The organism is Alkalicoccus saliphilus (assembly GCF_003044065.1).
Taxonomy (GTDB): domain Bacteria; phylum Bacillota; class Bacilli; order Bacillales; family Salisediminibacteriaceae; genus Alkalicoccus; species Alkalicoccus saliphilus.
In genome coordinates, this window is record NZ_PZJJ01000042.1 from 1 (window position 1) to 21,924 (window position 21,924).

Consider the following 21,924-nt stretch of genomic DNA (forward strand, 5'->3'; position numbering starts at 1 on the left):
CTGCCCTGCGAAAAAAAGGCCATGTGCAGGGCTTCTTCGGAATGTCCTTTTTTAAGCAGAAGCGTGGTTTTTTGACCCGGGAAGCACGCCCCGATCCGCCTTTCCTGCTTATTTCTTCAAAAAAAAAACACAAAAAGTATTGACTGCGGGTAAGAAAGCGTCCTGCGGAGGTGAAAGCAGGGAAATGCATAGGCATGTATAAAAAACACTTTATAAACAGCCTGAGAAAGCCTGTCAGAATTTATCTGACAGGCTTTCTGATGTTTCGCTCTGCTTTTCAGGATAGTTTCTACTAAACAACTTTTTCTGCTGCGGCGTTTTCAATTTCGTGGGCAGCTGCGGTAATCCGATCTGCAATAATTTCGGCAAAAAGATCTTCTGTTCCAAAGCACTCTGCCTGAAAAATTATGTTTCTTCCCTGTTTCTCATTAACTGCTGCCGCGGTTTTACGAATTTTTTTCACCATCGCCCCTTCGAATAAAAATCCGGGAAGAATCACAATCTTTCTCTTTCCCTGCTGAACCAGTTCCTCGAGCTTCATTTCGAGAGAGGGTGATGCAGCCACCATAAAAGCTGTATGAACCGGATCTCTCTGCAGCTTCTGTCCGAGTTTTACTGCAAGGTTTTTAATACTGCTGTTTCCTTCTTTATCGCTGCTCCCCTGGCTCACAAGCACTATTTCCGACTGTCTTTTCTGCGTTTCAGGAACACAGAGCAGCCGGCTCATCAAAACATCTGCCGTCAAAGGATGTCCTCCAAGGTACTCCCCATAATGGACTGCCGTGCCGGGATATAGTTTTCCCGCTTCTTCCAGGTGAACCGGGATATCCCGTTTGTAGTGACCGGCTTTTGACAAAAGTACAGGAATCGCAATAACATCTGAAGCCCCTGCCTCCGCACACTCCTTCACCCCTTCTGCAATGTCCGGCGCGGCAAGTTCCAAAAAGCAGTAATGGACAGGATAATGCGGGGCTTTTTTCCGAACAGTTTCCACCATTTCTTTAAACTGGGCAGTTCCTTCGCTGTCTCTGCTCCCGTGGCCGATCAGTAAAATGTGTTTCATTTGATAACTCCCTCCATAATTTCAGCTGCTGCAGCCCTTTTCCTGCTTCCAGCTTTTTTTCAGCAAGTTGTATTCCGTCGCAGATCGTCGGTGTCAAACCAAATAAATAACAGCGTACTCCTGTGTTATATGTGGTGAGCAGATGGGCATATTTCCCTTTTTCTGTACTGAGACCTTTGCCTTCCAGTACTTGAATGATCAAGTCTGCCTGTTCTGTCAAAGTAAGGTTTTCCATCATTTTGTTTCTTCCGGCCGCTATGCCTGCCTCTTTCGGGTCAATATCAATACAGCGTGTTTCCCGTTCCGTCACGTGATACAAAAAGCTTTTTCTGTGTACCGGGAGATCCTCCGACCCTTCCACTCCCTGCACCATGTACATATTTTTATACCCAAGAGCCCGGAGCAGCCGGGCATTCGTATCTACTATGGTGCGGTGGAAAATTCCTGTCATGATATTTTCAGCTCCCGGCGGACTGATAATTTTTTCTGTCGTGTTCAGTAATGTGCGGACCCCGAGTTCTTTCCTTATTTTACGCAGAGAAGCCAGCGGCGGGCAGAGCTCTTCGGTTTCTCCGAATCCTATTCCTGCTTCTTCTAAATTTTCGGCCGTTCTCACCGGTCCGGTTTTTAAAGAAATGCCAAGCTCAGCTACGATATCTTTCAGTGGAGTGCCATACCGCGGCGGCAGAGCATCACTGCTGTGAAGGTAAACCGGCAGCCCCATCTCTGCCAGCAGAAGCGAAGAGGGAATTGTTGCTGCAAATGTTTTTCTTCCAGTGTAAGGACCGCCGAAATCAACCAGCTTTTGTTTTAACGCCTGCGGCACCGGAATACTGCAGGAATGTTTTCGGAAAGTCTCCGCAAATGCCAGCGCCTCTTCCGGAGATTCTGTTTTCAGCCTTTCTGAAATAAGAATGGCTGCTGTCTGGGCATCCGTCGAATGTCCGGAAGCAATCGCTTCAGCTGCTGCAGAGGCTTCTTCATAGGAAAGATCTTCTGCTCTTTTCTTTCCTTTTGCTGTTTGTTTGATCCATCTCTGCATCTTTTCTACCTCCTCTAAATCGTGACAAACACGTTTTTTCCGATCACCTCCGTCCGATAGGTCTGGACGCACCCTTCATCCGGTGCCTGTACCTGCCCGTCTGTAACATCAATTTTCCAATTGTGGAGCGGGCAGAAAACGTGCCGGCCGCTGATCATCCCTTCGACAAGTGGCCCTTTTTTATGCGGGCATTCATTTTTTATCGTATAAAACTCATCTTCCGAAAGGCGAAAAACGGCCAGCTTCAAGTTTCCCGTCACAACTTCTTTGCTTATTTTTATCGGAAAGTCTTCCACCGGTCCGGCAAACACTTTATAGACAGTTTCCTGCATAATTATTCCTCCTGTTTTTTGTTAAGAAGTAGCTTTCACTTCAAAGTAGTCCTGCTTAATTTTCCCGCTTTCGATGATCTGCTGCCAAGGCTCATTGAAAGTGGAGAGAGCCGTTTCGACCCGGCTGTTCAGTTCCCTGCGCTGTTCGACATCGTCAACCAGGATGGATTTAACATGATCGAGCCCCACACGTTCCAGCCAGTGGGACGTACGCTCCAGGTAACGGGCCGTTTCCCGGTAATACTGCATGTAGGCACCGATCATCTCCATCAGCTCTTCGTCCGTATGCACCGTACAGAGAAGATCGCCTCCCCGGAGATCGACACCGCCATTGCCGCCGACGTACATCTCCCAGGCTCCCTGAAGCCCTACGACACCTATGTCTTTAATGCCGGACTCTGCACAGTTCCGAGGACAGGCGGAGACGGCCATTTTTACCTTGTGCGGTGTCTGCAGACCCTGGAATTTTTTCTCGATATCAATGCCCATCTGAATCGAATCCTGTGTACCGAACCGGCAGAAGTCCTGTCCGACACACGTTTTGACAGTACGTACTGCCTTTCCGTAGGCGTGGCCGGACGGCATGTCGAGATCCTCCCATATTTTCGGCAGGTCTTCCTTGTTCACCCCGAGTAGATCCAGACGCTGTCCCCCGGTTACTTTCACCATTTTTACATTGTATTTATCCGCCGTATCGGCGATTTTTCGTAATTCCTCCGGGTTCGTCACGCCGCCGTACATCCGCGGTACGACAGAAAAGGTACCGTCGTTTTGAATGTTGGCGTGCACCCGTTCGTTGATAAAGCGGGAGTTGGCGTCATCCTCTGCTTCCTCCGGCCAGAAGAGCCCGATATAGTAGTTGATCGCCGGGCGGCAGGAAGGGCATCCTTCTTCATTTTCCCATCCCATCACGTTCATCACTTCCCGGACGAGCGTCAGCTTTTTCTCTTTAATTTCTGCCTGTACTTCTTCATGAGTATGTGTTGTACAGGCACACACCGGCTGCTTCTGATCGGCTTCACTGAATGCTTCCCCGAGTGTATGTTCCAGCAGGTCGGAAACGAGCGGCTTACAGCCCCCGCAGGAGCGGCCGGCGTTTGTATTCTGCGTCACTTCCTGCACGGAGGAAAGTTCCTGATCTTTGATCGCTGCCGTTATATCGCCCTTACAGACGCCGTTACATCCGCAGATCGTTTCGGTGTCCGCCATGGCAATAACCGGACTTTCCAGATTTTCACCCCGTTCCTCCGACGGCAGAATAGCCACTTTGTTCATTTCGGAGATGTCCTGACCGCTTTTCATCATGTCAAGCAGACGGGGGGAATCGGATGTATCTCCGAAAAGTACCGATCCGATTACTTTATTGTTACGAACGACCACTTTTTTATAGAGCCCCTCAAATTCATCGTGGACACGGATCGCTTTCGTATCTGCTTTGTCCGTGAACTCTCCGGCGGAAAAAACATCCACTCCGGATACTTTCAGCTGCGTATACAAAAGTGTGCCCTCATACCCTTTCGGTTCTTTTTCACCTGTTATATGCTCCGCCAGGACTTTTCCCTGTTCATACAGAGGAGCGACAAGTCCGTACACCATTTCCCGGTGCTGGACGCATTCCCCGACCGCATACACATTCGGTGCACTCGTCTGCATATAGTCATCGACTACGATCGCCCGTTCCACTTCCAGTCCGGTTTCCCGGGCAAGAGATACGTTCGGTTTAATACCGACGGCCATGACGACCAGGTCAGCTTCTACAGAGGATCCGTCTTTGAAAAGCAGGCCGGAAGCCCGTTTTTTCCCGCGGATTTTCAACGTTTCTTTTTCCATGAGAAAATTCATCCCCTGCTTTTCCAGCTCTTCCTGAAGCATTCCTGCCGCCGGCTCGTCCAGCTGTCTTTCCATTAAATAATTGTGGATATGAACAACATCCACTTCCATATTCAGATTCAGCAGTCCTCTTGCTGCTTCCAGTCCGAGCAGCCCTCCGCCGATAACAACAGCTTTTTTATACTTTTTTGAAGTGCTGATCATCTCTTCACAGTCCTTGATGTCCCGGAAGGCAATAACTCCTTCTTTGTCCGCTCCATCCACCGGCAGCATAAAAGGATCGGATCCGGTCGCAAAAATCAATTTATCGTAGGAAGCCTCTACTCCTTTGCTGCTGTAAACCACCTGTTTTTCTGTATCCACGCGCTGCACTTCATCCCCTGCATGGAGTATAATATCGTGCTTTTTGTACCAGTCGAAGTCGTTCAGCACAATGTCATCGACACTGCTGTCCCCCTGAAGAACAGAAGAAAGCAGAATCCGGTTATAGTTCGGGTACGGCTCACTCCCAAAAATGGTTATTTCCCAGCTTTCCGTGTCCTTTTTCAGTATTTCCTCAATTGTCCGTACACCGGCCATTCCGTTTCCTATCAGTACGAGTTTCTTCATAAATATATTCTACCTCCACAGTGATAAATTTAAATGACGTGAACGAAAGGCATTTTATCGGACCTGTTTTCCTGATTTTCAAACCAGGAAAGCTGGTCATGCAGCTTCACTACTTCTCCGACGACGATGACTGCCGGAGATGTCAGCTGTACTTCTTCTGCCGTCCTTACAGCTTCAGCCAGCGTCGTCGTATACGTTTTTTGTGCTGCCGTTGTGCCCTGCTGAATAAAAGCAACAGGAGTCGTACTTTCCTTCCCGCCGACGAGAAGTTTTTCCTGAATATCAGGAAGGTTTTTGACCCCCATGTAAATCACCAGTGTGTCGACTCCCCGCCCGAGTTCTTTCCATTGAACACCGGGAGCTTCATTACGGCTTCCTTCACAGGCATGCCCTGTTACGAAAGCAACGGAAGAGCTGTAATCCCTGTGTGTTAATGGAATGCCGGCATAAGCAGGAGCAGCTGTTCCTGACGAAATACCCGGAACCATTTCAAAAGCTATCCCTTTTTCCGCACACAGCTGCGCTTCTTCCCCGACCCTTCCGAAGATGGAAGGGTCTCCTCCTTTCAGCCGCACGACAACTTTTCCTTTTTCTGCCCGGTCCACCAGTGCCTCCTGAATGTCTTCCTGCTTCATAAGATGAAACCCGGACCATTTTCCGCAGTAAATTTTTTCTGCTCCGGCTGGTACGTATTTCAGCAGTTCGCGGTTAATAAGACGGTCATAAACGATACATTCTGCCTTTTCCAGTAATTCTTTTCCGCGTACAGTAATGAGATCTGCATCTCCGGGACCTGCTCCTATTAAATACACTTTTCCTTTTCTCATCGTTAATCTGCTCCTTTGTTTTTAGTGCTTCCTTCTTTAAGCACCTGCTGGTGAAGGAAAAAGATCTCCGCATTCTGCGGGGTGCAGCCGCACATCGAATTTACAATAATTCACTGGAAGCTTACTGGTTTTTCTATCCATGTTTGTCATATTAAAATACATAGTTATTAAATACATCTTTTGTGTCAGAACTTCTAACACGGAAATTTCTGAATATTCCCTCACTGGTGTTTGCTGAACTTTCGGATTTTCCGCCTGCGAACCGGTTCCGCAGATGTTTCTAAAGACCGCTTTGGCTTTTATTTTTAAGCTGTGTTAAAGTTCGCCGGTTTCCGTTTCGTGTTCCTTCCATCAAAGAGACATTCCTCTGCTTTTCGGGAAGACTATTGTTCATTCAGCAAAAAATCATGCATGATTATATGTACAGTTGTTCAGCAGCTTCAAACAGAAGGTCAGAACTTCCTCCAGCAACTAATGAATTCAGCACAGCTTAAAATCAAACCGGTAACGCGTTATTAATGAAGCGTTTTCCACCTTCAGCGCCAGTCTTTACAGCTGCTTTTATATTTTCTGATTTTTTAAATAATTGGTTATATTACCTTACACAGTTAATGTTTTCCTGAAAACTTCCTGAAACAATGAAATAGAATATTTCTTTTGGAGGAGTGTTTTAATAGTGAAGTTAGCTGATTTAAGAAAGAGTGGTCATACCCCTTCCCTGTTGTCGTCGTTTTTGTACTTTGATATCAGTTTTATGATCTGGGTGCTTCTCGGGGCACTCGGGGTTTATATCACAGCTGATTTCGGTTTGTCCCCCGGTCAGGTAGGGCTGATTGTAGCGATCCCGATCCTGGCAGGTTCCGTCTTCCGGGTGGTTATGGGGATTCTTACTGACCGCTTCGGTCCGAAGAAAACATCCATCGGAGGCATGCTTGTGACAATGATTCCCCTCTTGTGGGGATGGCTGTTTGGATTCACGGTAGCGGAACTTTATTTTATCGGTATCCTTCTTGGTGTAGCGGGTGCAAGTTTCTCTGCCGCTCTCCCTATGGCAAGCCGCTGGTATCCCCCGCACCTTCAGGGGGTGGCGATGGGTATTGCCGGAGCCGGTAACAGCGGAACGCTGCTAGCCACACTTTTCGGCCCCGGCCTTGCCGAAGTTGTAGGATGGAATGGTGTATTCGGTCTGGCTCTTATTCCGTTATCGCTCGTTCTCATTTCCTACATTCTCATGGCAAAAGAACCACCAAATCAACCGAAACCAAAGCCGATTAAAGATTACTTTTCTGTATTAAAGGAACGGGACGCCTGGTATTTTTGTGCTCTCTACAGCGTTACGTTCGGCGGATTTGTCGGACTCGCCAGCTTTTTGAGTTACTTTTTCGCCTCCCAGTACAGTGTTTCCGGCGTCATGGCCGGCTATTTTGTAACTATTGTTATTGCTTCAGGCAGTTTTCTAAGACCTGTCGGCGGGCTGATAGCGGATAAAATCGGCGGTGTCCGGCTGCTGCAGTATCTCCTTGTCGGTGTAGCTGTGTGCATGCTCGGTGTCAGCCTGCTTCCACCGCTCACTCTCGTGATCGCCGTCCTGTTTGTCGGAATGGGTTGTCTTGGAATGGGTAACGGAGCCGTGTTCCAGCTTGTTCCTCAGCGCTTCCAGAAGGAAATTGGCATGGTTACCGGAATTGTAGGAGCTGCAGGAGGCATCGGCGGGTTTTTCCTTCCAAATATGCTCGGTTCATTACGAAGTCTCACCGGTACGTACGCAAGCGGCTTTATTGCCTTTTCCCTCGTATCACTCGCAGCCCTGGCTCTTCTTTACATGGCCCAGCTGGAGTGGAGAAAAGAATGGAAGCTTTCCAAAAAAACTGCTTCGGATTCCGTGAAAGTGTAAAAAGCCCATGCAGCAGTAAACAACATAATAAAAAGAAAGGCTGTCCCGGGACGTGGAATTCACGTTGGGCAGCCTTTTTTTCCGCTTTTCAGCCGGATGGCGGAGAGTAAGAAAGTTATTTTATATGGTAATAAGTCGATCAGCCGGGGGAAGGGAACGGCGATTCTACCAAATGACAGTGGAATACTTCCAGATGCTTCCGGATTAGTTTCAATGGGCTCCCGTAATTCTTCCAATATCCAATTTATTTCTACCAAATAAAGAAAATAGTTCCAAATAGAAACTTAATACTTTCAACTTTCCCCTTAATTCTACCAACTCACGAATGCACAGCTGCCTTCGCTTCCACAAGAAAGCTTCCTTCCGTACTCACCCCCACAGCGGAAGAATAACCTTCCGGAATTTCAGCCAATGCCGAAAGAAAAGCAGAAATCCTCAGTGAGAGAACTTCTGCTTTTCCAGCGTTTTGTACGCAAGGTATTAGTGGTTCCTTTTTATACAGAACGGGCTTTGGCTTCCGGATTATATCTTTTCACACAGACAGCGGAAGATTTGTAGCCGGGCATACGGCAGATCGGGTCAAGATCTTTAGGGATCAGCATGTTTACGTTCTGCTGTTCCGCCCAGTGAAACGGCACAAAAATTGTGTCTTCTCTTATTTTTTCTGTAAAAACACTGCGGACGACGATGCTTCCCCGTCTGGACTGCACCTCCACCAGCTCGCCTTCCGGAATACCGTATTTTTCAGCCGTTTCCGGGTGCATCTCCATAAATGATTCAAAGAATCGGGCCGCCAGATTGGAACTTTTTCTTGTCTGGACACCCGTTAAATAGTGGGATGCCACCCTGCCGGTCGTTAAATAAAGAGGATAGGCCGCTGTCGGCTCTTCCTTTGCGACTTCTGCTTCATTCGTTACCGGAGTAAGGAGCGCGCGCTTATCCTCATGCGCAAACTCTTTTTCAAACAGCCGGACTGTCCCCGGATGTTTCGTATCCGGGCACGGCCATAAAATACCTTTTTCTGTACGCAGCCGCTCGTAAGTCATGCCGTAATAATCTGCTGCTCCTCCTCTGCTGGCGGTCCGGAGTTCATCGAATATTTCCTCTGCTGAGGTGTAGGAAAAAAATTCTCCTTTCCCCATCACCCGGGCTACATCGCAGATAATTTCCCAGTCCCTCCGGCTGTTTCCGGCCGGCTTCCGTGAAGCTTCCCGCAGGGTGACCCGTCCTTCGACGTTCGTCATCGTTCCTTCGTCTTCCAGGTAGGAGGCTGCCGGCAGAACAAGATCTGCCAGAACTGCTGTTTCCGACATAAATAAATCTGCTGCCACAAAGAAATCAAGCTTTCCAAGAGCTTCTTTTACGAAACCGGCGTTCGGGTTGGAGACTACTGGATTGGAGCACATAAGAAACATGCCCTTAATTTCTTTTTCATGGACTTTTTCCATCATTTCATAGGCAGAGACCCCTTTTCCCGGGAGATCCTTTTCCTCGATTCCCCAGACACGGGAAATATACTCGCGGTCTTCCCTGCTTTCAATAGATCGGTACCCGGGGAGCTGGTCACACTTCTGGCCATGTTCTCTTCCTCCCTGACCGTTGCCCTGGCCGGTTACCGCCCCATACCCGCATCCTTTTCTGCCGATTTTTCCGGTGAGCAGCACGAGATTGAGAAAGTTACGGACCGTCATATGCCCATCTGTCTGCTGCTCGATTCCTCTCGCTGTAAATACCATACCGGAACCGGCTTTCCCAAAAACTTTTGCCGCTTTTGCAATATCTTTTAATGGAACGCCTGTTGATTCAGCTGCTGCTTCGAGATCCATTTTTTCGATATGTTTTTTAAGATCCCCGAACCCGTTCGTTTTGTTTTTCACAAATTTTTCGTCCACGAGTCCTTCCTGAAAAAGAACTTTTATCATCGTGTTCGCAAGAGCGGCATCGCGTCCCGGTTTTACTTTCAAATGAAGATCTGCCATCGCAGCCGTTTCTGTTTCTCTTGGATCAATCACTATGATATAGGCACCTTTTTGTCGTGCTTCTTCAAAATAAGGCATCATCGTAGGCTGACATTCAGCAATATTTGTTCCAGCCAGAATCAAGCACTCTGCCTCCGGTATTTCGTGTAAAGAACTCGTCAGTCCCCGGTCGATCCCGAGAACAGCTTTTCCTGCCGTTGCGGCGGAAGCCATACAGAACCGGCCGTTATAATCAATATGCTTCGTTTGCAGGCCGACCCGGGCGAGCTTCCCGAGCAGATAGGATTCTTCGTTCGTAATCGATGCGCTGCCATATACTCCAAGTGAATCGCTGCCGGACTGTTTTTGGATTAGCGTAAATTTCCTGCGGATCAGCTCGAGCGCTTCCTCCCAGCTCACCGGAACAAATTCACCGTTTTTCTTCATCATCGGTTCCGTCAGCCTGTCTTTATGAACTGCATGCTGATAAGCATTCATTCCTTTAATACAAAGCCTTCCCTGAGTTGTTGGATTATCAACACCTCTCGTTACGTAGCGCTTTCTTTTACCATACTTTTGTTCGATCACCTGCTTTTTGCACTGCATGCTGCAAAAAGGGCACTGCGTTTCAAAAATAGTTTCCGACTCCATGTTAAGCTGTTTTTCTCTATAATATGTGAGCATGGAATGCTTCATAGCGGACTCCTTCCGGGATAATTTTTAACAGCTGCTGTTTTCAGGAGCGACCGGGCTGTCCTCCGGCTCTTTCTTCAGACAAACGTCAACACCTGGCTGTCCTGCAGCTTTCGTTCTTTATCCAGCCTGTTTAAAAGCACATCCACCATTTCCGGATCAAATAAAACTTCCCGGATGTGCACGAAATTGACTCTCTCTGCCCATTCCGCTGCCGGCTCCCGGAACTTGGCCCCTTCCCGGTAATATTGAATAAGTGCCAGCATCAATGTAATAACTTCCTGCCGGCCGGAAGCTGCATAGAGAAGTTTTTCGCCGACGTACATCCCCCACCCTCCGTCACCAGCCAGAAGCCCGAAGTCCTGTTTTTGCATCTCCTCTTTTTCTTCCGGCGAAAAGCCGGTATACAAACGGACACGATAAGGAAACGGAAGGTTTTCCATCTTTTTCTCTATAAACGAGGCCGCCTCTGTAACCGGACGGCGGTTTCTTTCCAGTTCTTTCATTTCCGGCATAGTTCTGGCGGGTTTAAATGTAAAGGAGGCAGTCGTCAATAGATTCATCCCCAGTTCACGGATCAACCCGGAAAGATCCTTTTTTCGCACTCCGGAAAACTGCAGGCGCTGTTCCGGAGTCAGCTGCAGAGAAGCAATATGGTATTTTTCAGCAGCTTCTGCCGTCTTTAATAATTCCTGAGGAGTGATTTCCCCCCCGTACAGCTGAACTGTAAAAGTAAAGGTTCCATCGGTGTTTTCAACTACAGTGGAAGTACGGTCTGCTGCAGAGCGTTTTTCGGGGTACATCATTTCTACGTAATAAGTAACTGCTGGAAGACACAGAGGGCACCCTTCCGTATCTGTCCATCCGGAAGCCTCAAATACTTTCTGCACTGTATCCAGCTGCTGTTCCTGAATCCTTTTGATAATCTCTTCCTCAGTTTTATCCGTGCAGGAACAAAGTGTTTTTCTGCTCGGATATTCGTTAAAGTTTTCGCTCTGAATATACGCAAGCATATCCTCCACCAGCGGCCGGCAGCTTCCGCACGATCCTGATGCTTTCGTGCATGTTTTAATTTCCTCGGTGCTGCTGCATCCTTTCTCCTGGACGGAGCGGATAATTTCTTCTTTTGAGACACTGTTGCACTGGCATACGTGAGCATGCAGCGGGAGTGATTCGACGATTTTTTCTTCTGCTCCCGAAGACACCATTAAGTTTTGAAGAGCTTCATCCGAGAGAATTTTTTTACTGGAAATCAAATCAAGCAGCTTTCTCTGCTGCCTTACGTCTCCGTATAGTACTGCTCCCTGCACAGCTTCATCCTGAATAATAATTTTTTTATATATTTTATGAACTTCGTCGTACATCTGCATCGTCCGGGTGGTGTTATTTTCTTCTAAACTTCCGGCAGAAAATACATCCAGCCCGGAAATTTTCAGCTGGGTGTACAGAAGAGAACCTTCATATTTTTTGTTTTCTTTTTCCGTCAGCCGGGCGGCCAGTACTGCGGATTGTTCATACAGAGGCTGAACGAGTCCGTAGGTGATTCCTCTATGCTCCGCACATTCTCCTACAGCAAAAATATCCGGCACATTTGTCTTCATTTCATCGTCGACGATAATTCCGCGGGCTGTTTCGATACCGCTTTGTTCAGCCAGCTTTTTATTCGGCGCTATTCCTGCTGACATTACGACCAGATCAGCTTCGACACTCGTCCCGTCTTTAAAATGCACACGTTCAACACGGCTGTTTTCCCCTGAAATTTCTTCGGTCTGCTTTTCCAACAGAAAAGTCATCCCCTGTTCTTCCAGATCACCCTGGAGCATACGTGCTGCTGTTTCATCCAGCTGGCGGTCCATTAAGTAACTCCCGAGGTGTACGACATTCACTTCCATTCCAAGATGAAGCAGTCCCCGGGCAGCTTCCAGACCAAGCAGCCCGCCCCCGATAACTACAGCTTTTTTCATACGGGAAGAGGCCTCGATCATATAACGACAGTGTTCAATCGTCCGAAAAGGCAGTACTCCTTCTTTCTCTGCTCCGGGAACAGGAAGAATGAAAGGATTCGATCCGGTTGCAATAATCAGCTTGTCGTAGAATACTGTCGTGTGTTTGTCCGTCGTAACTGATTTTTTATCTTTATCAATCCGCGTAACTTCTTCGTCCGTGTACAGATCAATATGATGGTCTGTATACCAGGAAGACGTATGAATCGAAATATCTTCCAGGGCCGTATCTCCCTGCAGTACAGAAGAAAGCATGATGCGATTATAATTAGGGTGCTTTTCTTTTCCGAAAACCGTAATTTCGAACATGTCGGGATATTTTTCTACTATCTTCTCCACTGTGCGCATTCCTGCCATCCCGTTTCCAATAAGTACAAGCCTCAACTTAGACATGCTTTCCCTCCATATGCTGGCTGCTTTTTTCAACTTTCCGGCAATACAGCAAACGATAATGAAACTAATTTCCATTTGATGTTGATTATGTCACAGCCCATGAAAAAATAATGGGAGAACGAAAGATAATATGACAGGACTTTTTTCAGAATGTTCAATTAAAAATAATAAATGCAGAGCGGTGGCCTGTCCCTCTATCCAGAAACGAAACAAACGGGCCCTCCTGCTGGAAGGCCCGTTTTATATAATATGCTGCATGTGAAAATTACTTCGCACAGACTTTATAGATTTTATAACCGAGAAATGTTGCTCTTTCTGCCCATTCATACGGTATCAAAACATATTCGGAAGCTGCTTCATTGGCAATAATACATTCATCGTCTGAAGCTGCTCTTTCCGCTTCTTTCAGTGACAACTTCACTCTGCCAATGGCTTTGCAGTCTTCAAAAAACTGTTCTTTTGGTGTACGGTCCATGATCCCTCCTCCTCCTCTTATAAAGTATTCTTAGTTTAATGAATCCGGAGGAAAAGATCAATATTTATTTTGTGCTTTAACGGTGTCATAGCAGCTTTTTTAAAATTCCCAGTTTTTCCGTTCAATCCACTTTAAATGTTTGAAAGATATCCATTTTCCCTTGAATTTCATTTTCTGCTGCAGCTCCTCCACTCTTTCGACAACCCCGGTTTCCTCTTTAAAGAAGCCATCCTCCCATAATGTTACCGTAACTTCGATTTCATAGCTAAGGGAGTCCATTGCCGCTTTTCCCATTTCCATCAAATCTTCCCGGCATGGATCCGGCGGAGGCTCTTTTAATTTATCCCGATGATATTTTTCAAGCGCTTCCCGGTGTTCATGCAGCAGCATGCGGCTTCCTTCCCACATCATATTTCCCCGCTCTAAATATTTATCCATGTGATCCCTCCTTTATAAGAAAAAGGGATCACATGTTCTCACCTTACAACCTGCTTATGATTTTTCTTCAAAATTATGCAGCATACTGCTCAGAAACATCCCTATTCGGAGTTTCCCGAAGCGGTTCTTCCAACAGCATATTAATCGGAATTCCTGCTGTGTTATGCTAATTTAGAAAAAGAACAACTTTCAGGAAAAAGCGGGGAAAAAATATGGCTTCTGTGTTTATCGTAATCTTCTTTCTTATTATTCAGGTTTTTGCCAACCGGATTATTTCCAGTTCCTCTCTCGGGAAAATTAAATGGATGTCCCTCGCTGGAGGCATCGCTGTTTCTTACATTTTCGTTTACATTCTTCCTTCTCTTCACCATGAACAGGATGATTTTGGAGAGACAGCTTTTGAGCTGGCTATGGAATCCGAGCTGTATTTTTTCGGTTTGATCGGGATCGTGGTTTTCTATACGCTTAATAAACTCGCAGAAAGATACCGCTATAAAAAAGGCACACCGGTAGAGGACCACTTCTTTTTTGTACAGATCTGTCTGTTCTTTGTTTATAATATGCTGATTTCCTACATTATGTTTGCCGCTGACCAGACGATTCCCCAGCTGATGTTTTACGGGGTTGCCGTGGGGCTCCACTTCATGGCCGTGGCCCACGATATGTTCCGCGAAAACAATCAAAAGTACCGAAAATACGGAAGATACATGCTGGCAGGAGGAATTCTCTCCGGATGGCTCATTGCCGAATTCACTCCGCATTCTCCTCTCGTTCTGTCGATTGTTTTCGCTTTTATTTCCGGGGCTATCATGTTCAATGTTATTAAAAATGAACTTCCTTCCGAAGGCTCGGCCCACCTGCCGACATTTATAGCCGCCTCCTTCGGCTACTCGGCAATTACACTGTTTGTAAAAATCGTTTTTGAATGGTGACATTCATACCTACAAGAAAAGCTGTTCTCCCGAAATAGGAGAACAGCTTTTCTGCCGCTTTACAGCAGTTTGCTTAAAAAGGCCTGTGTCCGCTCATTCTGCGGATTATCGAACAGATCTTCCGGCTTTCCTTCTTCCATAATGACTCCTTTGTCCATAAAGATCACCCGGTCACCCATTTCACGGGCAAAGCCCATTTCGTGGGTTACAACGACCATCGTCATTCCTTCTTTAGCCAGGTCTTTCATTACTTCCAGCACGTCCCCGACGAGTTCCGGGTCCAGAGCAGAGGTGGGCTCGTCAAACAGCATTACTTTCGGGTTCATTGCAAGAGCACGCGCGATGGCAACCCGCTGCTTTTGACCACCGGAAAGACTTCCAGGATAAGCTTTGGCTTTATCACCAAGGCCTACCTTTTCGAGCATTTCCTGAGCTTCTTTTTCTGCCTGCTTTCTCTCCACACCATTGACTTTACGCGGTCCAAGAGACACATTATCAAGAACCGTCATATGGGGAAAAAGATTAAAATGCTGGAACACCATTCCCACCCGGGAGCGAAGTTTGTTGATATCAACGTTTGGGTCCGTCAGCTTTTCACCGTCGATCTCTACTTCTCCAGCAGTAATCTCTTCCAGCATATTCAAACACCGCAAAAAGGTACTTTTTCCGGAACCGGACGGACCGATGACGCACACAACTTCCTTTTCTGCAACTTCTGCATCAATACCCTGCAGTACTTTCGTTTCTCCAAAACTTTTATGAAGATCTTTTACAGTAATCATTTAAACATCCAACCTCCGTTCAACCCGTCGCAGAATAATCATCGACGGCACGGTAATAATCAAGTACCCGAAACAGAGCATAATGTAAGGGACGAACGGATCCCCCGTCGTGCTTACATACTGTCTCATCAAATATGTCATTTCTCCAAGAGATATAACCGCAAAGATCGACGTATCTTTCAGACTGATAATAAACTGGTTGCCAAGCGGCGGAATCATCCGCTTGAATGCCTGCGGCCACACAATATAGCGCATCGTCTGAGTGGATGTCATCCCCATGGAACGTCCTGCTTCTGTCTGTCCTTTATCCACAGATTCCACCCCGCCGCGGACGATTTCAGCAATGTAGGCCCCCGCGTTCAGTGCAATAACAAGAATACCCGCCTGAATAGCTGTAAAATTCAGTCCGATAAATTCCGATACACCAAAGTAAAGAAAAAGTGCCTGAACGAGAATTGGCGTGCCACGAAGTGCTTCTATGTAAACCGTGGCTATACCGTAAATAATTTTGTTTTTGGAAAGACGCATCAGGCCAAAAATACTGCCGATAACAAACCCGATAAACACCCCGACAAATGTAACAATGAGCGTCAGCTGCATTCCCTGCCATATGAATGGGAGAGCATTTGTGTAGTGGGGACTGCTGAACAGGACGGTTAAATTATCAAACATGCTCCGAAAACCCCCTCTGAAAATCCGCCCGGCACGATCCGAAGCCGCGCCGGGCGAAAAAAATCCTGCTGAAGATAAATTTACTTATTCTTCATTGTTGTCTGCGTTTTCTTCATCTTCCACGTTGTTTTCTGCATTTTCTTCCTCTTCACCGTCGTTTTCTTCCGCGTTCCCTTCTTCTTCACTTTCAGCCAGAATTTCCATTGCTTCTTCCGGGCTGTCCGCTAGATCGTCCAGATTTGGTTCATTTCCAAACCACTCTTCGTAAATTTCTGCATACGTCCCGTCTTCCATCATTTCAGCGAGGGCATCGTTTACATCTTCACGAATTTCCGAGTCTTCCGGGAAAGCAATACCGTACTGTTCACCGGTAAGGGTGTCCCCGACAGCTTCCATTTCTCCTACACCTTCTGTTTCAATGTAGTAAAGTACGTTAGGAAGATCGTAAATGGCTGCGTCCACACGTCCTGCCTGGAGATCCTGATAGGCATTTACGATGTCCGGAAATGTTACAACTTCCGCATCTGTATTCTGCTGAAGATATGTTTCACTCGTCGTGGCTGCTCGCGTTGCTACAGGACGCCCATCCACGTCCTCAATCGACTGAATTTCTTCTTCGTCAGCGCGGACGGCAAGAATCAGCCCGGCACTGTAGTAAGGATTGGAAAACTCAAAATTTTCGGCACGCTCTTCAGTGATAGTCATCCCGGCAATTCCGATGTCATAACGACCCGTTCCCATACCGGAAACAATACCATCAAACTCTACTACTTCGAGGTCAATTTCAAAGCCGACACGATCTGCTACTTCGTTAATAAGATCGATATCAAACCCTTCCATTTCCCCTGTTTCTTCATTCAGAAATTCAAACGGAACATAACTGGAATCCGTTGCTACAGTATATGTAGGCGTGTCCCCATCTCCATCATTCCCGCAGGCTGTAAGAACAACCGCTGCTGCAGCCCCCGCTGCAAGACCCATCCACTTCTTTTTCATCTTTCTATTCCCCTTTCAATTCGCATGATTTAGAATTTTGAGAAAATACGATGCATAGGAAAAAGATTAGCATAGTTTTACATAATTATCAATATAGCACTAAAACATTTTTCCTATATAACGAATAAATATATGGTCTCTACGTCACATCTGGAATAATTCAGAGCAGGATTTTTATGCAGAGCTGTCTTAAAATAGAATCTCTGCCGTGTGACGCAAACCATTTGAAGTTTCCACTTTTATAAACAACAGCTTTCGTTTTCGAGAGGTAAGTGGAAGTTGAAGACAGGGGCTCCCAGCTGGAGACAACCCCCAGGGGGAGATCTGTCTGTACCGGAGGACTTACTCATCATTCTTAGTTTAGGTTACATTATGAAATTTCTTCTTACGTGAATAACTATCCTTCTCTCTGTTTCACAGAAATATATTATAGAAAGAAAGTGAACTGCTGAAAGTTCGCTCATAAAGGAGCTGCAGGCAACTCTCAAAAACAAGACAGAGCTCTAGCAGAGAGATTCATGCACAATCATTGCACCAGGGCAAATGAAAAGGTCCTTTTCCAATAAGGTTACCTCCCCTCCACACAGGTGGAACGAAGCCTGTTTATGCGCTGTCTTTTTTTCCGTAAGATGTAGTGGACATGGAGGGACTCGAGAGCAATCAGGTCCGAGCCGAAGATCCGTTCAGAAGGATGGAATCAGCTGAGGCCGGCCAGAATGGAAGTAATTTCCACGCAAACGAAAGCAGACGTTCATTTTTTAGTTTCAAGTCAGCCTTCTCCTAAAAAAGACGAAGGCTTTTCAACGGCATGTATATTAAACTGTTATAGATAGTAAGATCAATTTGTATGGAGGACAAACAACTGAAACAGACCAGTAAAAAACGTATCTCTTTTCACATTAAAAAATCGAAAATTAATATAAATAGTTCTTAAGACGCTGAACTCATATAGATACTTTCATGTTCACTGAAAATATCCACTCTAATTCAGCGTCTTTAGAGTTAAAATTTTGTATATTTTATTACAATATGCCTACAGTTCACTAAAATGAAAACAAGCCATATGCTGGATTACTTTTTTTCTTTTCTTTCGCTACTCTAATAAATAGAAGGGAGGTTCTCCATAAAGAAAGTCTATTAAAAATTCACGAAAGGGATGATCTTTTAATGAAGAAAATTCTGTTTACAGCTTTAGTATTTTTAATGGCCTTCTCTGCGTTCATGCTTCCTGCAGGAGCGGTAGGAAAAGGACCTAACTACAATGGAAATGAAACAATAAAAGACGAAAGACTGACGAGCCACGAAGATTTAATGCAGCAGGTGGAGCGCGCAGCGGAGAGATCGGAAAGCATTGAACTGGAAATTATCGGCGAGTCCGTGAAAGGGCGTGACCTGCCGCTTGTGAAGTTTGGAAATGACGAAGATAATCCAACTATTTTATTTCTTACGCAGCAGCACGGAAACGAAGTACTTATTACAGAAGCTGCACTGAATGTTATTAAAAACCTGGCGACAAACAGCCGTCAGAACCGTGAGCTGGCAGAAGAAGTAAATATCTTTTTCGTACCACGTCTGAACCCGGACGGCGCAGCCGGTGATGTGAACTTTGATATTTCTGACCACGTCGGCGGCGGTCTTGCTACGAGAGCAAACGCTGAAAATGTTGACTTGAACCGCGATCACAATACACAGGAGCAGCCTGAAACGCAGGCTCTGCATGATAACGTACTTAGTGCCTACGATATTGATTATCTCGTAGATTTTCATCATCAGGGAGCCAAATCAGGCATCGATGGGGAACTTGTTTCCGGATCCATTCTATATCCTACAAATGAAGGAGTAGATCCGGAAGTTGTCGAAATGTCCAAGCAGCTCGGCTCGGTTATGTATGATGCTGTAGAAGACAGAGGGTTCGGCCTTCTCGGAAAATACAACGGCGGGGACGCCAACACGATTGCGAGAAACGGACTTGCCTATGAATATGATATTGCTACTCTCCTTTTTGAAATGCGCGGCATGATCGATCATTCCAACCCGAACCAGGTGCTCGGCCAGAAAAGCAACGGCTATTTGATCCAGCAGGGAGTAATATCTATGGAAGCTGCTATTGAAGCTATTGCAGACCGCTCTATCAGTTCAGCGGATACTACTTTCTGGGATACACTGGAAGTGCAGAGCTTTATTGGAGAAGAAGAGGAAGAAGGCGAATAACAATATTTTGGTTTGTCCCCCGGGGGAATATTCTCCTCCGGGGATTTTTTATGTGGTCAGCTGTGTCTTAGCGCTTGTCGTAATAAACAATACTGGTTTATATACAAAGTAGGCAGCCTATTTTTTTCATGTAATGGAATCATAATGTTTAAAGAGGAAATATACGGGAAAATAATCTTTGAATAGTAAAAAAATTTTAAAAAGGAGGAATATAGTATGAATGACCTCGGTAACCAGTTTCAAGAAATGCTGGGAGATCTTATTGGCGGCCTTGCAAACATAGTCATTGCTCTTTTACTTCTGCTTTTAGCCTGGGTAATTGCGCTTGCCGTAAAGAATCTCATCAGTAAGGGACTGAAAAAAGCGGGGGCCCACCGCGGACTAGCTAAAACGAGGCTCGTCAAAGATGAGGATCAGGGAGCTTCCATTCTCTCATCCATTGCAAAAGTCGCCTACTTCCTCGTGTTCCTATTGTTCCTGCCGGCTATACTCGACGCACTGAATATGGAAGCCGTCTCCGGACCAATTATGAATATGATGGAAACGTTCCTGGCCTTTTTACCTAATATCTTTGCCGCAGCTATTATTTTATTTGTAGGTATTTTCGTTGCCCGTCTCGTTAAAAATCTTATTGCGAACCTGCTGGACAGCGTAAAGATCGATCACTGGTTCAACCGTGTAACGAATATGGAAGGTAAACCGGATGCTCAAGGTCCTAAACTTTCCAATATTATTGCAAATGTTGTCTTTATCCTGATTTTGATTCCAATCATTACGGTTGCGCTGGAAGCTCTGAATATCCAGATGATTTCTGAGCCGATCAACAACGTATTCAGCATGATTCTGGAAATGATTCCAATGGTCGCTGTAGCGATTGTACTCATTCTTGTTGGTTACTTTATCGCCAAGTTCGTTGGAGACCTTCTGTCGAGTCTGCTTGCCCGAACAGGTATCAACAATGTCTACAGCTTCTTCCAGATGGAAGGACCAAAAAAGGAATCACTTAAACTGTCCAACATTCTTGGACAGGCTGTAAAAGTATTAATTATTTTATTCTTTACAGTAGAGGCTCTGAACGTACTGGAGCTCGGCGTATTAAATAACATCGGTGAAGCCATTCTGGCATTCCTGCCGCTGCTTGTAAGCGCCCTGCTTATTCTGCTACTTGGACTTTTCCTCGGTCATTACCTTGGAAACCTGATCCGGAAATATGCAGACAGTGCACTGATTTCCAACATTGTTAAGTACGTAATCATTGCTTTTGCCGTATTCATGGCTTTCGATCAGCTGGAATTCGCTTCTACGATCGTTAATACAGCCTTTATGCTTATCCTTGGATCTCTCGCCGTAGCATTTGCGATCGCCTTCGGTATCGGCGGACGCGACTATGCCCGTAAAAAGCTTGAGGAAATGGATACGAAAGCAAAAAAAGAAGGAAATAAACCCGGAAATCCGGCGGCTGAGCCAAAACCGACGGACGTAAAGGATGACGGCCCTTCGAATACTACGAAGACATTTAAGCCGGATCCAAATGAAACCGGACGCCGCGATGACATGCTGCCTCCGGAAGAATAAAAAAGCACAAAAATTAAGCCTCCAAAAGCGGTTCCCGCTCTTGGAGGCTTTTTTCTGCAACGGCACCTGCTTTACATCAGGCTCCTTTATTGTAAGTTTATAAAACGGCCGGTTTCTCTCCCGACCAGGAGGAAATCCGCTCCACCAGCCCGAGGGTGATCAGACCATTTCCTTCGGCTGTAAGTGGATGCCCGAGGGGCGTTGTGCGCCGGATAATCTGGGCATACATTTCTGCTTCTGAAATTTGGCGGTTGAAACCTTCCTCGGCCCAGTTTGTTACCAGGGCGACAGCTCCTGCTACATGAGGGGCCGCCATGGACGTTCCTGTCAGTTCGGAATAACCGCCTTCCAGATACGTCGACTGGATGTATTCCCCCGGAGCTACGAGATCGATTTCGTCATTTGTGTTCGTAAACTTCGTCAGTTTTCCGTCGAAATTTACAGCTCCTACCTGGATCACTTCATTGTAGGCTCCAGGATAGGCAAATTCATCCGTGTCGAGGTTGCCGTCTCCTTCATTTCCTGCAGCGCATACGACAGACACCCCTTCCAAAACAGCATTTTTTACTGCCTCGTGAAGTTCCGGTATGTCCTGGGGGCCCCCGAGAGACAAATTCATTACACGGACACGCTCTCCATTTTCACCGCGCCAGGAAACAGCATAGTTCACTGCGTCAATAATCCCCTGCATATCTCCTCCGCCGCTGCCTTCAAGCACCTTCAGAATAAGCAGTTTGGCTTCCGGTGCTACTCCGACTACCCCGTTACCATTTTCTTCTGCAGCAATCGTTCCGGCTACATGGGTTCCGTGACCGTTGTTATCTTCGAAATTGTTTTCGTCTCCTCCGTAATCCCGGGTAAAATTTTTCCCGCCGATAATCTGGTTTTGGAGATCCGGATGATCAGACTGACAGCCTGTATCAAGTACGGCAATGACCTGTCCGGCTCCTTTTGTTTTTTCCCAGTAGACCGGAGCTTCCACCATTTCTATACCTTTTGGCACCTGCGAATACGTCCGGAACCTTTTCTCCACCTTGAATGGAATCAGCCCTACTTCCCGCTCCATACAAAACCCTCCTCGTATAGTATGTTTAAGTCCCTTTGGAACTTATCAATTTCTCTTGCTTTCTTCTCAAGGATACTTTCCTCTTGGACACCTCGAGATATTTCTAGATAATGGTCTTAGGATCATTTGGGAC

At 46.3% G+C, this 21,924-nt stretch carries 16 protein-coding genes and 1 pseudogene; 4 read left to right on the forward strand and 13 right to left on the reverse strand.

Features of this window, described 5'->3' with window-relative positions:
* Nucleotides 1-292 precede the first annotated feature (292 nt).
* The 5 genes from C6Y45_RS15690 to cobA are packed head-to-tail and all read right to left on the reverse strand — an operon-like array spanning nt 293 to nt 5,703.
* Nucleotides 293-1,063 (reverse strand): sirohydrochlorin chelatase, encoded by a 771-nt coding sequence (locus C6Y45_RS15690; protein WP_107586168.1) that lies wholly within the window; start codon nt 1,061-1,063, stop codon nt 293-295.
* On the reverse strand, nt 1,002-2,105 hold the full coding sequence (locus C6Y45_RS15700) for an anthranilate phosphoribosyltransferase (protein WP_245922684.1): 1,104 nt from the start codon (nt 2,103-2,105) through the stop codon (nt 1,002-1,004). The genes C6Y45_RS15690 and C6Y45_RS15700 overlap by 62 nt, the downstream gene beginning before the upstream one ends.
* Nucleotides 2,106-2,119: 14 nt before the next feature.
* Nucleotides 2,120-2,437 carry a nitrite reductase small subunit NirD gene (nirD, locus tag C6Y45_RS15705; protein WP_107586170.1) on the reverse strand — a complete coding sequence of 106 codons (318 nt, stop codon included), beginning with the start codon at nt 2,435-2,437 and terminating at the stop codon, nt 2,120-2,122.
* Nucleotides 2,438-2,458: 21 nt separating this feature from the next.
* Nucleotides 2,459-4,882 (reverse strand): nitrite reductase large subunit NirB, encoded by a 2,424-nt coding sequence (gene nirB, locus C6Y45_RS15710; RefSeq protein ID WP_107586171.1) that lies wholly within the window; start codon nt 4,880-4,882, stop codon nt 2,459-2,461.
* A 23-nt stretch (nt 4,883-4,905) separates the two neighbouring features.
* Nucleotides 4,906-5,703: a uroporphyrinogen-III C-methyltransferase gene (cobA, locus tag C6Y45_RS15715; RefSeq protein ID WP_107586172.1), complete on the reverse strand. Its 798-nt coding sequence runs from the start codon at nt 5,701-5,703 to the stop codon at nt 4,906-4,908.
* Between the two features lie 676 nt (nt 5,704-6,379).
* On the opposite strand from cobA, the gene C6Y45_RS15720 reads away from it, so the two are divergent.
* Nucleotides 6,380-7,597 carry a nitrate/nitrite transporter gene (locus C6Y45_RS15720; RefSeq protein WP_107586173.1) on the forward strand — a complete coding sequence of 406 codons (1,218 nt, stop codon included), beginning with the start codon at nt 6,380-6,382 and terminating at the stop codon, nt 7,595-7,597.
* A 494-nt stretch (nt 7,598-8,091) separates the two neighbouring features.
* Here the strand turns inward: C6Y45_RS15720 and nasC are convergent, their stop codons facing one another.
* The 4 genes from nasC to C6Y45_RS15740 all read right to left on the reverse strand — a co-directional run bounded on the left by nasC (nt 8,092) and on the right by C6Y45_RS15740 (nt 13,557).
* On the reverse strand, nt 8,092-10,251 hold the full coding sequence (gene nasC, locus C6Y45_RS15725) for an assimilatory nitrate reductase catalytic subunit NasC (protein ID WP_107586174.1): 2,160 nt from the start codon (nt 10,249-10,251) through the stop codon (nt 8,092-8,094).
* Nucleotides 10,252-10,325: 74 nt separating this feature from the next.
* On the reverse strand, nt 10,326-12,644 hold the full coding sequence (gene nirB / locus C6Y45_RS15730; RefSeq protein ID WP_160058447.1) for a nitrite reductase large subunit NirB: 2,319 nt from the start codon (nt 12,642-12,644) through the stop codon (nt 10,326-10,328).
* Between the two features lie 265 nt (nt 12,645-12,909).
* Nucleotides 12,910-13,119: a hypothetical protein gene (locus C6Y45_RS15735; protein WP_107586176.1), complete on the reverse strand. Its 210-nt coding sequence runs from the start codon at nt 13,117-13,119 to the stop codon at nt 12,910-12,912.
* 99 nt (nt 13,120-13,218) lie between these two features.
* On the reverse strand, nt 13,219-13,557 hold the full coding sequence (locus tag C6Y45_RS15740; RefSeq protein ID WP_107586177.1) for a YolD-like family protein: 339 nt from the start codon (nt 13,555-13,557) through the stop codon (nt 13,219-13,221).
* A gap of 212 nt (nt 13,558-13,769) precedes the next feature.
* Between C6Y45_RS15740 and C6Y45_RS15745 the strand changes: the two genes are divergently transcribed.
* Complete coding sequence (locus C6Y45_RS15745) at nt 13,770-14,489, forward strand: hypothetical protein (protein WP_107586178.1); 720 nt, start codon at nt 13,770-13,772, stop codon at nt 14,487-14,489.
* A gap of 59 nt (nt 14,490-14,548) precedes the next feature.
* Here the strand turns inward: C6Y45_RS15745 and C6Y45_RS15750 are convergent, their stop codons facing one another.
* The 3 genes and pseudogenes from C6Y45_RS15750 to C6Y45_RS15760 form a co-directional block, all read right to left on the reverse strand.
* Nucleotides 14,549-15,271, reverse strand: coding sequence for an amino acid ABC transporter ATP-binding protein (locus tag C6Y45_RS15750; protein ID WP_107586179.1), 723 nt, complete (start codon nt 15,269-15,271; stop codon nt 14,549-14,551).
* Entirely contained in the window at nt 15,272-15,943 is a 672-nt protein-coding gene (locus C6Y45_RS15755) for an amino acid ABC transporter permease (RefSeq protein ID WP_107586180.1), read from the reverse strand.
* Nucleotides 15,944-16,183: 240 nt separating this feature from the next.
* Nucleotides 16,184-16,939: pseudogene (locus C6Y45_RS15760) on the reverse strand (transporter substrate-binding domain-containing protein); the annotation flags it as partial.
* Nucleotides 16,940-18,106: 1,167 nt separating this feature from the next.
* Between C6Y45_RS15760 and C6Y45_RS15765 the strand changes: the two are divergent.
* Both C6Y45_RS15765 and C6Y45_RS15770 read left to right on the forward strand, forming a co-directional pair.
* Nucleotides 18,107-19,150 (forward strand): M14 family zinc carboxypeptidase, encoded by a 1,044-nt coding sequence (locus C6Y45_RS15765; protein ID WP_107586182.1) that lies wholly within the window; start codon nt 18,107-18,109, stop codon nt 19,148-19,150.
* Nucleotides 19,151-19,366: 216 nt separating this feature from the next.
* Complete coding sequence (locus C6Y45_RS15770; RefSeq protein WP_107586183.1) at nt 19,367-20,725, forward strand: mechanosensitive ion channel; 1,359 nt, start codon at nt 19,367-19,369, stop codon at nt 20,723-20,725.
* A gap of 97 nt (nt 20,726-20,822) precedes the next feature.
* Here the strand turns inward: C6Y45_RS15770 and C6Y45_RS15775 are convergent, their stop codons facing one another.
* The gene (locus C6Y45_RS15775) at nt 20,823-21,791 is read right to left on the reverse strand and encodes a S8 family peptidase (RefSeq protein ID WP_107586184.1); all 969 of its coding nucleotides are present in this window, start codon (nt 21,789-21,791) and stop codon (nt 20,823-20,825) included.
* Between the last annotated feature and the right edge of the window lie 133 nt (nt 21,792-21,924).